The sequence below is a fragment of the Rhodoferax ferrireducens genome, from assembly GCF_049302455.1.
Taxonomy (GTDB): Bacteria; Pseudomonadota; Gammaproteobacteria; order Burkholderiales; family Burkholderiaceae_C; genus Rhodoferax; species Rhodoferax ferrireducens_B.
In genome coordinates this window covers 34,739-48,450 of sequence record NZ_JBAQMD010000083.1, presented here as the reverse complement: position 1 = coordinate 48,450, position 13,712 = coordinate 34,739, and the positions used below count along the sequence as shown (strand labels likewise).

Annotated in this window: 10 protein-coding genes and 1 rRNA gene; 1 reads left to right on the top strand and 10 read right to left on the bottom strand. The window is 61.3% G+C overall.

What is annotated here, in order from left to right; genetic code table 11:
* Window positions 1–771 (bottom strand): 16S ribosomal RNA (locus tag WA157_RS14585); the annotation flags it as partial.
* Between the two features lie 659 nt (window positions 772–1,430).
* Here WA157_RS14585 and WA157_RS14580 point away from each other — a divergent pair.
* Window positions 1,431–2,705, top strand: coding sequence for an acyl-CoA dehydrogenase family protein (locus tag WA157_RS14580; RefSeq protein WP_422621654.1), 1,275 nt, complete (start codon window positions 1,431–1,433; stop codon window positions 2,703–2,705).
* A 99-nt stretch (window positions 2,706–2,804) separates the two neighbouring features.
* On the opposite strand, the gene WA157_RS14575 is transcribed toward WA157_RS14580, so the two are convergent.
* From WA157_RS14575 to WA157_RS14535, 9 genes are all read right to left on the bottom strand, one after another.
* Entirely contained in the window at window positions 2,805–3,998 is a 1,194-nt protein-coding gene (locus WA157_RS14575; protein ID WP_422621653.1) for a phosphoglycerate kinase, read from the bottom strand.
* Window positions 3,999–4,109: 111 nt separating this feature from the next.
* On the bottom strand, window positions 4,110–5,237 hold the full coding sequence (locus WA157_RS14570) for an alanine--glyoxylate aminotransferase family protein (RefSeq protein ID WP_422621652.1): 1,128 nt from the start codon (window positions 5,235–5,237) through the stop codon (window positions 4,110–4,112).
* Window positions 5,238–5,370: 133 nt separating this feature from the next.
* Window positions 5,371–6,315 (bottom strand): M48 family metallopeptidase, encoded by a 945-nt coding sequence (locus WA157_RS14565; protein ID WP_422621651.1) that lies wholly within the window; start codon window positions 6,313–6,315, stop codon window positions 5,371–5,373.
* A 10-nt stretch (window positions 6,316–6,325) separates the two neighbouring features.
* The gene (locus tag WA157_RS14560; protein ID WP_422621650.1) at window positions 6,326–7,060 is read right to left on the bottom strand and encodes a lysophospholipid acyltransferase family protein; all 735 of its coding nucleotides are present in this window, start codon (window positions 7,058–7,060) and stop codon (window positions 6,326–6,328) included.
* A gap of 48 nt (window positions 7,061–7,108) precedes the next feature.
* A complete protein-coding gene (gene gmhB / locus WA157_RS14555; RefSeq protein WP_422621649.1) occupies window positions 7,109–7,696 on the bottom strand; it encodes a D-glycero-beta-D-manno-heptose 1,7-bisphosphate 7-phosphatase in 588 nt (195 codons plus the stop codon).
* Between the two features lie 33 nt (window positions 7,697–7,729).
* Window positions 7,730–9,976: a glycine--tRNA ligase subunit beta gene (glyS, locus tag WA157_RS14550; protein ID WP_422621648.1), complete on the bottom strand. Its 2,247-nt coding sequence runs from the start codon at window positions 9,974–9,976 to the stop codon at window positions 7,730–7,732.
* Between the two features lie 112 nt (window positions 9,977–10,088).
* Window positions 10,089–10,994, bottom strand: coding sequence for a glycine--tRNA ligase subunit alpha (gene glyQ, locus WA157_RS14545; protein ID WP_422621655.1), 906 nt, complete (start codon window positions 10,992–10,994; stop codon window positions 10,089–10,091).
* A 68-nt stretch (window positions 10,995–11,062) separates the two neighbouring features.
* On the bottom strand, window positions 11,063–12,787 hold the full coding sequence (lnt, locus tag WA157_RS14540) for an apolipoprotein N-acyltransferase (protein WP_422621647.1): 1,725 nt from the start codon (window positions 12,785–12,787) through the stop codon (window positions 11,063–11,065).
* Window positions 12,774–13,640: an HlyC/CorC family transporter gene (locus WA157_RS14535; RefSeq protein ID WP_422621646.1), complete on the bottom strand. Its 867-nt coding sequence runs from the start codon at window positions 13,638–13,640 to the stop codon at window positions 12,774–12,776. The genes lnt and WA157_RS14535 overlap by 14 nt, the downstream gene beginning before the upstream one ends.
* Window positions 13,641–13,712: the final 72 nt, after the last annotated feature.

Genomic DNA, 13,712 nt, shown 5'->3' with positions numbered 1-13,712 from the left:
CCCACGCTTTCGTGCATGAGCGTCAGTACAGGTCCAGGGGATTGCCTTCGCCATCGGTGTTCCTCCGCATATCTACGCATTTCACTGCTACACGCGGAATTCCATCCCCCTCTACCGTACTCTAGCTATACAGTCACAAATGCAGGTCCCAGGTTGAGCCCGGGGATTTCACATCTGTCTTATATAACCGCCTGCGCACGCTTTACGCCCAGTAATTCCGATTAACGCTCGCACCCTACGTATTACCGCGGCTGCTGGCACGTAGTTAGCCGGTGCTTATTCTTACGGTACCGTCAGTAGCCCACCGTATTAGGGCAGACCGTTTCGTTCCGTACAAAAGCAGTGTACAACCCGAAGGCCTTCATCCTGCACGCGGCATTGCTGGATCAGGCTTGCGCCCATTGTCCAAAATTCCCCACTGCTGCCTCCCGTAGGAGTCTGGACCGTGTCTCAGTTCCAGTGTGGCTGGTCGTCCTCTCAGACCAGCTACAGATCGTCGCCTTGGTGGGCTTTTACCCCACCAACTAGCTAATCTGATATCGGCCGCTCCAATCGCGCGAGGCCCTTGCGAGTCCCCCGCTTTCATCCAGAGATCGTATGCGGTATTAGCACAGCTTTCGCTGCGTTATCCCCCACGACTGGGCACGTTCCGATATATTACTCACCCGTTCGCCACTCGCCACCAGGATTGCTCCCGTGCTGCCGTTCGACTTGCATGTGTAAGGCATGCCGCCAGCGTTCAATCTGAGCCAGGATCAAACTCTATAGTTCGATCTTGAATTTTTTGCCCGATTGCTCAGGCTACTCATAAATTGGAATCAACGTGAACTTCATTTCTGAATTTCACATCTTTTTTACTTCATGAGCGTTTGTAAGTCAGTTAAGACTTAGTTCCGAAGAACTTGGCTTTTCGCCTCAAACGCCCACACTTATCGGCTGTATGTTTTTAATGATCTCTCGCGCCACTCAACTTGCGTCTTGCTTTGCTTTCTTTGCTCTTCACTGTGATCAGCGGAGCCTCAAATTATAGTACGCTTTTTTGCGTTTTTCTCAGAAATTTTTAAATTTCTGATTTTATTTTTCTTCCTGACTTAGTTGGAAGTTGATGCCAGACCGCATCTAACTCCGTTGCGGCTAGGTAACAAGTACCAACCCCGTTTAATTCAGCGAAGCCTTGAACTATAGCATCTATTTGTTCATTGCGGTTCCTTTTTTGAGTGGCTTACCGTGTCACCATCAAACTTGCCGAGGCTTGCGCGAACCACCTATGCCTTTGCTTCACGTGCACCGCCTGCAAATCAGTACCGAGGTGACAGCCAATTCAGCCCACTTTGGGCAAACTTCGTTCTTCAGATGCCCCCTTAGCCCCAGCACGCAGCACCCAGCCAAATCGCAACGCCTAAGTCATTGCTCAATCAGAAAGGTCCACCATGGATTTTGACTACTCACCACAGGTGCAGGCCTTGCGCCAGCGCCTGGACGACTTCATGGAGCGTTACGTGCTGCCCTACAACGGCGCGTGGCATCGCTCTGTGGCACAGGGCATCTTTCCGCCACCGTTTGTGGATGATCTCAAGGCACTGGCGCGGTCGGAGGGTTTATGGAATCTTTTTTTGCCCAGCCTGCATGACGACGAACCCGGACAACGATTGAGCAACCTGGCCTATGCGCCATTGGCCGAGATCATGGGGCGGCTGCCGTGGGCCTCGGAGGTATTCAATTGCAGCGCACCTGACACCGGCAACATGGAGCTGTTGCACCTGTTTGCCACCCCGGAGCAAAACCAGCGCTGGTTGCTCCCCTTGCTGAACGGTGAAATGCGCTCTGCTTTTGCGATGTCCGAGCCAGACGTCGCTTCATCTGACCCCACCAACCTGCAGACCTGCGTCCGCCATGAAGGCGGGCAGTTGGTGCTTCACGGTCGCAAATGGTTTGTGACGGGGGCAGCGCATCCAAGCTGCCAATTGCTGATTGTGATGTGCCGCAGTGGTGACGAAGGCACCGACAAACATGCCCAGCACAGCATGGTGCTGGTGCCGATCGACACGCCCGGTGTCACGCTGGTGCGCAACATCCCGATCATGCAGCACCATTCGCCCGAGGGGCATTGCGAAATCATCTTCAGAGACGTACGCGTGCCGGCTGCAAACATCCTGGGCCAGGAGGGCGCCGGTTTTGCCATGGCGCAGGCGCGCCTCGGCCCGGGGCGCATCCACCACTGCATGCGCACCATCGGCCAGTGCGAGTTAGCGCTCGCCATGATGTGCGATCGCACTTTGGAACGGCACGCCTTTGGCAAGTACCTGGCCGAATTTGCCAACGTGCAGGAATGGATTGCCGAGTCGCGCCTGGAGATTGACCAGGCCCGCCTGCTGGTGCTGCGTGCCGCCTGGCAACTGGATCAAGGGGCACATGCGCAGAGCCGGGTGGATGTGTCGGCCATCAAGGTGGTGACGGCCCGACTGCAAACGCGGGTGGTCAACCGCGCCATGCAGGTGTTTGGTGCCATGGGCCTGTCGCCCGATACGCCGCTGGCTTATTTCTGGACCTGGGGCCGCGCCATGCAGTTGCTGGATGGCCCGGATGAAGTGCATTTGCGCACCGTGGCCCGCCATGAGCTGGAGCAGACGCGGGCGCACCGTGGTGCGTCTTCGGCTTACTTCACGTTGCCGGAACAGCTATTGGCCGAGCCACGCGTCCGTTGACAGGCTTTGACGCAACGGCCCGCAGTCACAGTGTCCGTGTCAACGCCACGTCAAAGGCCCAAGCCGACGGCCAATGCACACCTGATTTCCGAACGGGCCCTAACCCGCCGCCCGCCGCGTCAAGATCTCAAAGGCTGGCAGCGTTTTGCCTTCGAGCACCTCCAGAAAGGCGCCGCCGCCGGTCGAGATGTAACCAATCTGCTTTTCAATACCGTACTTGGCGATAGCTGCCAATGTGTCGCCGCCACCGGCAATTGAAAACGCGCTGGATTCAGCGATGGCGTGGGCAATCGTTCGGGTGCCATTCTCGAACGCGGGAAACTCAAACACGCCGACCGGGCCGTTCCAGACAATGGTGCCGGCGGCCTTGAGCTGCGTCGCCAGGGCGGCGGCGGTTTGTGGGCCAATATCAAGAATCAGGTCGTCGTCGGCCACGTCGGTGGCGGCCTTGACGGTCGCCACGGCGTCGGCCGCGAAGGTCTTGGCGGTAACGACATCCGTCGGGATCGGTACCGCCGCGCCGCGCGCCTTCATGGCGGCGATCACGGCCCTGGCATCTTCCAACAAGTCGGGCTCGGCCAGACTCTTGCCGATCTTCAAGCCCGCGGCCAGCATGAAGGTATTGGCGATGCCACCACCGACGATGAGTTGGTCCACCTTGCTGGCCAGGCTTTTCAAGATGGTCAGCTTGGTGGAAACCTTGGAACCCGCCACAATCGCCACCAGCGGGCGCTTCGGGTTTGCCAGCGCTTTGCTGATGGCGTCCATCTCAGCGGCCAGCAGCGGGCCAGCGCAGGCCACCTTGGCAAATTGCGCGATGCCGTAGGTGGAGGCTTCGGCGCGGTGTGCCGTGCCAAAGGCATCATGCACAAAAATATCGCACAAAGCGGCCATTTTTTTGGCCAGCGCTTCATTGTTTTTCTTCTCACCGGGGTTGACCCGGCAGTTTTCCAGCAACACCAGTTGGCCTGGCTGGACGCTGACACCGTCGACCCAATTGGCAATTAACGGCACAGCACGGCCCATCAACTCGGCCAGGCGCTGGGCCACCGGCGCCAGCGAGTCTTCCGGTTTGAACGCACCTTCGGTCGGGCGCCCCAGGTGTGAGGTCACCATCACCGCGGCCCCGGCGTCGAGCGCCATCTGGATGCAAGGGATGGAGGCGCGGATGCGAGTGTCTTCCGTGATGTGGCCAGCATCGTCCTGCGGCACGTTGAGGTCGGCGCGGATAAAAACGCGCTTGCCGGAGACTTGGCCTTGGGCGCACAGATCGGAGAAGCGGATGACGTTCATAAAACCCTTGTTGGTAAAAAATTATTCAAATTGTAGGAGCGCATTCGCGCCGCGAACTCAAGTCCCGAGCGTCCAAGCCAGCCGCAATGGGCGTATCGGGATCGCCCAAGGTTACAAAATCTGGTCCAGCGCCGCGGCCAGTTGCCCGACCGTGCGGTCCACGTTGTGCCATTTTTCCAGGCCAAACAGGCCGACCCGGAACGTCGTGAAGTCAGCCGGTTCATCACACTGCAAGGGCACGCCGGCCGCCGTCTGCAGGCCCACCCCCAGGAATTTGCGGCCGGACTGAATCTCGGGGTCGCTCGTGTAGCTCACCACCACGCCGGGCGCCTTGAAGCCGTCGGCCGCCACGCTCGGGATGCCGCGGCGCTCGAACAGCGCGCGCACCTTGGCGCCCAGGTCGATCTGCTCGGCGCGCACGCGATCAAATCCGTAAGCCTGCGTCTCCTTCATGGTGTCGCGCAGGTGCGTGAGCGCATCGGTCGGCAGGGTGGCGTGGTAGGCGTGGCCACCGTTCTCGTAAGCCTCCATGATCTGCAGCCACTTCTTCAGGTCGCAGGCAAAACTGCTGCTGCTGGTGGAGTCAATGGCAGCGCGGGCCCGCTCGCTGAGCATCACCATGGCGCAACAGGGCGAGCTGCTCCAGCCTTTTTGCGGGGCGCTGATCAGCACATCGACACCGGTGTCCACCATGTTGACCCACATCGCCCCCGAGGCAACACAGTCCAGCACAAACAGGCCGCCCACCGCGTGCACGGTATCTGCCACGGCACGCAGGTAGTCGTCGGGCAGCATCATGCCGGACGCGGTTTCAACATGCGGGGCAAACACCACGTCGGGCTTTTTCTCGCGAATCGCGGCCACCACCTCGTCAATCGGCGCCGGCACCCAGGGCGATTGTTTGTCGGTGCCAACCCGGCGCGCCTTGAGCACAGTTGATTCTGCAGCGATCTGGCCCATGTCCAGAATTTGCGTCCAGCGGTAGCTGAACCAGCCATTGCGGATGATCAGCACTTTTTTGCCGCCCGCAAACTGGCGCGCCACCGCTTCCATGCCGAAAGTGCCACTGCCCGGCACCAGCACCGCCGACTTGGCGTGGTAGACCTCCTTGAGCATCCCAGAGATGTCCTGCATCACGCGCTGGAAACTTTGGGACATGTGGTTGAGCGCGCGGTCGGTGTAGACCACTGAGAATTCGAGCAAACCGTCGGGATCGACGTGGGGTAACAAGCCGGGCATAGAGGTCTCCTTTTTCAGTTGAACTGGGCAGGGGCTGGTGGACCAGCGCTTGAGCGTGCCAGCTTAGCACGCAGCGCGCCCGTCAACCAGCTAAAGCCAAAGCGAGCAGCCCAAGCCAGGCCAGCCGGCCGGCTCAAAGGCCGTGCGGCAAGGCCTCCTCCTTGAGTTGCCGACGCAGGGCGACGTAATCGGGCGCCACCGAGCGCACGGTGGCCCAGAAACGCGGGCTGTGGTCCATCACCCGCAGGTGACTGAGCTCATGCACCACCACGTAGTCGATGACCGCGGGCTGAAAGTGCATCAGGCGCCAGTTGAGCCGGATGGCGCCGTCAATGCGGGCGCTGCCCCAGCGGGTGCGGGCGTTGCTCAGAGCCAGCGTGCGCCACTGCACTCGCAACTGCGGGGCAAAGTGATCGAGCCGCGCCTTGAACAGCTGCTGCGCCTGACACCTCAGCCAGGCTTGCACGGTGTCACGAATTTGATCTGGCGCGGCGCCCTCTGGCAGTGCCACGCGCAGGGTCGGGCCCAACGCATCGGCCACCATGAACTCGGTCGTGCCGATGCCCCCGGCTTTCAACCTGGCGCCCGTGTGACCTGCGGCTTGATGCGGCACCAGCAGCAGCCGCAGCGACTGCCCCAGATAAGGAATCAGCGTGCCGTCGCACCACTCGATGCGACGCGCCAGCAGGCGCTGCTGGCGCGCCTGCGTTTCACCCAGCTTCTGGATGATCCATTGCGATTTATCCTGCAGCGCCGCATCGACCTGATGCAGCGGCACCCATTTGGGCGCGCTCACCACCAGCCCTTCGGGTCGAATGACAAAACCAATGCTGCGGCGCTGGCCGCGCTTGAACTCGTAGGCCACCACCACTTCGCACAGCCGGGCTTCGCGATTGGCGCGCGGGTGGCGCAAGCTGGTGGGAGGGCAGGCCAGGGCGGGCGGTGCCAGCGGCTCCGGCGCAATAACACGCCGCGCCTCTGGCACTACTATTTCAGTAGCTTGTGGCGCATGATTGACGGGGGCTAGCGCCTTATTTGGCTCAAACAAATCAAGCGTAAAGCGGAGCAAGGGATGCATCGCGCCACGCCTACAAATAGGCTTCGGGGTCGATCCGGCGCATTTCGGCTTCGATCCAGGCCTGCACCTCGCGCATCAGCTCTTTGGGCTCGCGCCCGACGCTGGCAATGGCCGGGCCAATCGAAACATCCACCACACCGGGGTATTTGATGAAGCCCTGGCGCGGCCAGCACTTGCCCGACGACACCGCAATCGGCACCACCGGCGCCCCGGTCTCCACGGCCAGCCGGGTGCCCGCAGTTTGGTAAGTGCCGGTTTGGCCGCGCGCAATACGCGTGCCCTCGGGGAACATGATGACCCAGGTCCCTTGCGCCAGGCGCCGCTTGCCTTGCTCAATGACGTGTTTCATCGCCAGGGCGCGGGATTCGCGGTCGATATGGATCATGTCGAGCCGCGCCATCGACCAGCCAAAAAAAGGAATGCGCAACAACTCGCGCTTGAAGACAAACGCCAGCGGGCGCGGCATCAGGGTCGGGATCAGCAGCGTCTCCAGCGTGGACTGGTGTTTGGACAGCAAAATCGCGGGCGCGGTAGCACCCGCCGGCAAATGCTCCATGCCGGTAACCCGCACCCGCACCCCCAGAAACACGCGCGTACCCCAGATGACCAGCCGAAACCAGTTAACGGCAAACCACCACAGCGTTGTGCGGCGTACCCAGAGCGAAATCAGCACCAGCGTCAGCCCCCACGGAATCACCGTGATCAGCAGCCACGCCATGTGCAAAATGGAGCGAATCAATAACATTTAGACGTTTTAGGCCTCTAGCCCCCGTGGATACTGCGTAAGCAGCTATTATTGTGATAGCTTCGCAGTCGCCAACTCAGCCTTTTCGGTGTCCCGCGCAATCAGAAAGTCAGCAAAGGCCGCCAGATCTTCATGCACCTGCGTCGCTTTCGGAAAGTTATGCGGCAAGCGCCGGCCCCGGTAGGTCGCGCCCTTGCCGGTCAGCACCAGATGCGGCTCGCAGCCCACGCGCACGCCCGCCAACACATCACGCGCCGTGTCGCCCACCGTCGGCACGCCCTGCAGGTCAATCCCATAACGCTCCCCAATCTGTTCAAACAGGCCGGGTTCGGGCTTGCGGCAGTGGCAGCCCTCATCGGGCGCGTGCGGACAATAAAACACGGCATCGACCCGGGCGCCGACGGCCGCGAGCATTTTGTGCATCTTGGCGTGGATCGCATTGAGCATCGACACATCAAACAAGCCGCGCCCCAGACCGGACTGGTTGCTGGCAATGACCACATGCCAGCCTTCGTGATTGAGCCGGGCAATGGCCTCCAGCGCCCCGGGCAAAGGCAGCCATTCTTCCGGGGTCTTGATAAATTCAGCACTGTCCTGATTCAGGGTGCCGTCGCGGTCGAGGATGACGAGTTTCATGGTACCCATTTGTTTGTAGACCCAGCAGGCGGCTCAGGCCGCCAGCCGCGCCAGGTCGGCCACGCGGTTCATGGCGCTGTGCAGGCTTTTGAGCAAGCCCTGGCGGTTCAGGCGCAGTTCTTCGGCGTTTTCCACATCAGTGACATTGACCATCACGCCATCAAAAAAGGCGTCGACCGGTGCACGCAGTGCGGCCAGGGTTTGCAGCGAGGCGGTGTAGTCACCCTCTTCAAACTGCGCGTTCGCAAGCGGCGCCAGTGACTGCATCGCGGCAAACAGGGCCAGTTCCGCCGGTTCCGTCAGCAAGACTTCACTGACATGGGGATCAACGTCGGGCACCTTTTTCAGAATGTTGCTGATGCGTTTGTTGGCGGCAGCCAGCGCGGGCGCTTCAGGCAAGGCGGCAAAGGCGCGCACGGCGGCGAGGCGCTTGGGAATGTCGCCCAGGCGCTGCGGCTGGAGCGCCAGCACGGCATCGACTTCCTGCGCGCTGTAACCCTGCTCACGCAGGGAACCGGCGAGGCGGTCAAAAATGAAGTCTGCCAACGGTCGTGCGGCGTCAAACTTCTGGTAGATGCTGGGCGCAGCAGCACCAAGGTCGGTGCCGGCCTTGAAAGCAGTGCCCCATCGGGGCTCCTCAAAGGCACTGGTCAGCAGGCCATTGAGGTCCAGCGGCAAATCTTTCTCGACCAGCATGCGGATCACGCCCAGCGCGTGACGGCGCAGCGCATAGGGATCCTTGTCGCCGGTCGGCACGTTGCCGATGCCGAACATACCGACCAGTGTTTCCAGCTTGTCGGCCAATGCCACCACCAGGCCGGTGGTGTTGCGCGGCAACTCATCCCCGGCAAAGCGCGGTTTGTAATGGTCTTCAATGGCGAAGGCAATGTCTTCACGCAGGCCATCGTGGCGCGCGTAGTAGCCGCCCATGATGCCTTGCAGCTCGGGAAATTCGCCCACCATGTCGGTCAGCAAGTCGGCCTTGGCCAACATGGCCGCGTTGTCTGCGTTGCCGTCGAAGGCATCCGCTACTCCAGCGTCTGCGAGCTGACGGGCAATGGCGCTGGCAATGGACTGCACGCGCTCCGTACGTTCACCCTGCGTACCCAGCTTGTTGTGATAAACGACTTTAGAGAGTCCTTCGACACGCGATGCGAGCGTCTTCTTGCGGTCCTGGTCGAAGAAGAACTTGGCGTCGGCCAGGCGCGGGCGCACGACCCGCTCGTTGCCGCCAATCACTGCACTGGCGTCAAGCGGGCTGATGTTGCTGACCACCAGGAACTGGTTGGTCAGCTTGCCGGCGGCGTCAAGCAGCGGGAAGTACTTCTGGTTGGCCTTCATCGTCAGAATCAGGCACTCCTGCGGCACGTCGAGGAACTGCGCGTCGAACTCGCAGACCAGCACGTTCGGGCGCTCGACCAGACCGGTGACTTCGTCGAGCAAGGCCTCGTCCATCAGCACCTGGTAGCTCGGTCCCAGGCGCTCGGCGGCCTGCGCGAGCTGTTGCACGATGGCAAAGCGGCGCTGCTCGAAACCGGCAATCACCGCGCCGTCCTGCTCCAGCGTGGCGGCATAGCTGTCGGCGTCCGCAATCACGACCGGTGATACCTTCGCTTCAAAACGATGACCTTGTGTGCTGTTGCCAGCCTTGAGCCCAAGCACCTTGACCGGCACCACGGTGCTGCCGCGCAGCGCCACCAGACCATGCGCCGGGCGCACGAAGTGCACACTGCTCCAGCCGGGCAGCTCGCAATCGGTCTCCAGCTGGTAGCTCATGACCTTGGGGATGGGCAGCTTGGCAATGGCTTCTTCCAGCGCCTTTTGCAGGCCCGCGTCGAGCGTGGCGCCAGTGGCCAGGCTGTCATAAAACAAGGCCCCGACCTTGCCGTCCGGTGCTCGTCTGAGCGCAGCCACGGCCGCAACCGGGTCCGACACATCGGCACCCAGCGCCTGCAATTTCTTGATGAGTGCCGGCGTGGCCTGGCCGGCGGCGTCAAGCCCCACGGTGACGGGCATGAGTTTCACCAGCTTCTGCGTGTCAGGTGCCTTTAGTAAAACTGACCGGATAAGCACACCCAAGCGCCTTGGCGACGCAAAAACATCCATCGCAGGTGGATCAGCTTGGTCAGAATCTTGTGCAATTGTTCCAGGCATCGAGATCAGCCATTGATCGCTAAGAGATGCGTAAATCTGCTGGGCAAACGCCTCGCCCAGCTTCTTGAGCGCCTTGGGTGGCAGCTCTTCGACAAACAATTCAACGAGAAGGTTTTGAGTCGTCATGGTTATCTGTTCTTTTATGCCGTTCGGGCTGAGCCTGTCGAAACCTTGCGGCCCTTCGACAGGCTCAGGGCGAACGGATGATGGTTACTCAGGGCACACGGATGTTGGTTGATCACGCGGCCTTCTTGGTCATCTGTTCCACCCACTCGCGCGGTGCCAGCGGGAAGCCCAGGCGCTCGCGGCTCTCGAAATAGCTCTGTGCCACGGCCCGCGCCAGGTTTCGGATGCGGCCCATGTAAGCAGCGCGCTCCGTCACGCTGATGGCGCCGCGGGCGTCCAGCAAGTTGAAGCTGTGGGCACACTTCAAGACCTGTTCGTAGCTTGGCAGCGCGAGCTGCTGCTCAATCAGGTGTTTGGCCTGTTTTTCGTGGGCCGTGAAGGCGGTGAACAGGAAATCGACGTCGCTGTGCTCGAAGTTGTAGGCCGACTGCTCTTTTTCGTTTTGCAGGTAGACGTCGCCATAACGCAGGCCGTCGGTCCATTGCAGGTTATAGACGTTGTCCACGCCCTGCAGGTACATCGCCAGGCGCTCCAGGCCGTAGGTGATCTCGCCCGTGATGGGCCGACAGTCAATGCCGCCGACCTGCTGAAAATAGGTGAACTGCGTGACTTCCATGCCGTTGAGCCAGACCTCCCAACCCAGGCCCCAGGCGCCCAGGGTCGGGTTTTCCCAGTCGTCCTCGACAAAACGAATGTCGTTCTGCTTCAGATCAAAGCCCAGGGCTTCGAGCGAGCCCAGGTACAACTCCAGAATGTTGCTCGGGGCGGGCTTCAAGACCACCTGGTACTGGTAGTAATGCTGCAGGCGGTTCGGATTTTCACCGTAACGGCCGTCCTTCGGGCGGCGGCTCGGCTGCACGTAGGCCGCCTTCCAGGGCTCCGGCCCCAGCGCTCTTAAAAATGTCGCTGTGTGCGAGGTGCCGGCGCCGACTTCCATGTCATAGGGCTGCAACAAGGCGCAGCCCTGGTCGGCCCAGTAGGACTGCAGTTTCAGAATAATTTGCTGGAAGGTCAACATAACTGGGGTGCGGGTATGGGCTACGCCCTGGATTTTGGAAAACGACACGCTGGCTCGCGCGCAACAGTTCATTTTACGGGGCTTGCAAGCTGCCCAGCCTGGCACGACCGATGGACCGCCGACTGGCGTTGGCGCAAGTTGCTGCGGATGCCGAGCAGAACCAGACTCAGGGCCAGCAGCCACAGCGGCCACAAGCCATAGCGCGCAACCCACCAGCCATAAGCACTCACGTCGCTTTGCCCCTGCACCTCACCCACCAAAACGCCGCGCGTATTGCGCGCCAGCGTGTGTGTGACGCGACCCCGGTGGTCCACAATCGCCGTCAGCCCGGTGTTGGTGGCCAGCACAAAGGGGCGCGCAAATTCCAGCGCGCGCATGCGCGCGATCTGCAGGTGCTGGTCCATCGCCAGGCCATCGCCAAACCAGGCCAGGTTGCTGACGTTGACAAAAATCGTGGGCGCCTGAGCCGGGTCACTGAACAGCAGCCCCAGTTCTTCGCCATACAGGTCCTCCACGCAGATATTGGGCGACAGCCGTTGCCCCTGCCATTCAAACGGGGCCTGCTTGGGCGCACCGCGGTTGAAGTCACCCAGCGGAATGTTCATCATCGCGGTGAACCATTTGAACAAGGGTGGGATGAACTCTCCAAACGGCACCAGGTGGTGCTTGTCGTAGCGCCAGGGCTCTGACTGCCCCGGCTTGAGCCCGACCACGGAATTGGTATAGCCGTCCTGCTCGTTGCCCAGCGGCGTGCCAATGATGGCCGCTTGCTGACCGGTGGCAAAACGCTGTTGCAGCGCACCCCAATACGCAGGTGGCAGCTGCTGAGGCAGAACGGGAAGCGCCGTTTCGGGCGCGATCACCAGCGCGGTGCGACTGCTTGTCAATTGCTCGCCGTACCACTGCAAGGCCAGCGGCACGCCACTGCCCGGCTCAAACTTTTCGTTCTGCGGTATGTTGCCCTGCAACAGGGTGACGGCCAGGCGCCCCGTTGACTGTGAGGCCCCCGCATCGCCCATGCGCTGCAGAGCGGGCAACGCCAGCAGCCCCAGTACGGCCACCAGGGTGATGGCCTGCTGGCGCCGGGACTGATCCGGCTGAACCAACTGCACCATGCTCATCGCCAGCCACGCCGCCAAGGCGCACAAGCCGTAGGCACCCACCCACGGGGCGTAGCCCGCCAGCGGCCCCTGGACGTGGCCGTAACCCGCCGCACCCCAGCCAAACCCGGTCAACCAGATGCCGCGCGCCAATTCAGCCAGCAGCCAAAGTGACGCAAAAACAATAGCTGCAAACGACCTGTTGACGGGGGCTAGCGCCACAAATAGCCCACAGACTGCGGCATAGTACAAGGCCAGCAGACCGGCCAGAGCCAACACCGCCAACGCCGCCAGCAGGCTCGGTAAACCGCCATAAGTGTGCATGGCGACAAAGGTCCAGCCAAAGGAGCCGATCAGCCAGGCAGTGCAAAACAGCCAGGCCCACAGCGCGCCCAAGCGCCAGTTGCCGCGCGAATCCGTGTTGCTGGCGGCGCTGGTAGGGCCGGCCTGGCGGCAGCTTTCGAGCAGCCAGGCCAAAACGCCCAACGCCAACAGTTGCAGCCACCAAACCGGCTGCCCCGGGCGTAAGCCCAGCAAGCCAAAAGGAAGCTCCGGCCACGACCAGGGCCAAGCCAGACTGGCCGCATGGCCGAGCCCAGCCAGAACGGCCAGCACCACGCGCCACAGCGTGACCGCTGGCGCTGGCGTCACTTGCAGGGCCGACCAGCGGGACGCCTCGCTAGGCGGATTCATCGGGCACCGGTGACACCTTGAACCATTTCACCGCCCCGCCCTGGGTCAACATCACCACAAAATTGAATCCGGCCAGCACATGTCGTTCACCGCGCTTGGGGACATGACCCATTTCATGGGCAATCAAGCCACCGATGGTGTCAAACTCGTCGTCCGGGTCGGTGCCGGTGAACCGGACGCCAAAGGCGCTCTCAACGCGCTCGATCGGGGTGTCGCCGCTGACGCGGTAAGTGCGGTCGGCCAGACCATAAATGTCGCCTTCATCCTCGGCAATATCGAACTCATCTTCAATCTCGCCCACAATTTCTTCCAGCACATCCTCAATCGTGACCAGTCCGGCGACCCGGCCAAATTCGTCGATCACGATGGCCATGTGATTGCGGTTACTCTGGAAATCGCGCAACAAATCGTTCAGCCCCTTGCTTTCCGGCACAAACACCGCCGGACGCAGCAGGGCCCGGATATTGAGCTCGGGCGCGCGCTGGAGTTTGAGCAAGTCCTTGGCCATCAGGATACCGATGATGTTCTCGCGCTCATCGTCATAGACCGGAAAACGCGAGTGCGCCGTGTCAATCACACCATGCATCATCACGTCATACGGGTCGGCGATATTGACCAACTCCATCTGGGTGGCGGGCACCATCACATCACCGGCCGTCATGTCGGCCATGCGAATGACGCCTTCGAGCATGCGGCGCGACTCCGCACCAATGATGTCGTTGTCTTCCGCGTCCGCCAAAGTGGCAATCAGCTCGTCGGTCGAGTCCGGCCCGGGGTGAATGAACTCGGCAAGTTTTTGCAGAAAGGTGCGTTTATCTTCCCGATCAGGACGCGAGGGATGGGGGTCTGACACAGCCAGGAGAGCAGGACATGCGGTTGTTTGCGAGCCTCAAGGATAGCGGATATGGCGTGACCCGTCGGCGCC

Coding starts and splice junctions, on each gene's coding strand:
- WA157_RS14580 (WP_422621654.1), top strand. CDS start 1,431: ATGGATTTTGACTACTCACCACAGGTGCAGGCCTTGCGCCAGCGCCTG.
- WA157_RS14575 (WP_422621653.1), bottom strand. CDS start 3,998: ATGAACGTCATCCGCTTCTCCGATCTGTGCGCCCAAGGCCAAGTCTCC.
- WA157_RS14570 (WP_422621652.1), bottom strand. CDS start 5,237: ATGCCCGGCTTGTTACCCCACGTCGATCCCGACGGTTTGCTCGAATTC.
- WA157_RS14565 (WP_422621651.1), bottom strand. CDS start 6,315: ATGCATCCCTTGCTCCGCTTTACGCTTGATTTGTTTGAGCCAAATAAG.
- WA157_RS14560 (WP_422621650.1), bottom strand. CDS start 7,060: ATGTTATTGATTCGCTCCATTTTGCACATGGCGTGGCTGCTGATCACG.
- gmhB (WP_422621649.1), bottom strand. CDS start 7,696: ATGAAACTCGTCATCCTCGACCGCGACGGCACCCTGAATCAGGACAGT.
- glyS (WP_422621648.1), bottom strand. CDS start 9,976: ATGACGACTCAAAACCTTCTCGTTGAATTGTTTGTCGAAGAGCTGCCA.
- glyQ (WP_422621655.1), bottom strand. CDS start 10,994: ATGTTGACCTTCCAGCAAATTATTCTGAAACTGCAGTCCTACTGGGCC.
- lnt (WP_422621647.1), bottom strand. CDS start 12,787: ATGAATCCGCCTAGCGAGGCGTCCCGCTGGTCGGCCCTGCAAGTGACG.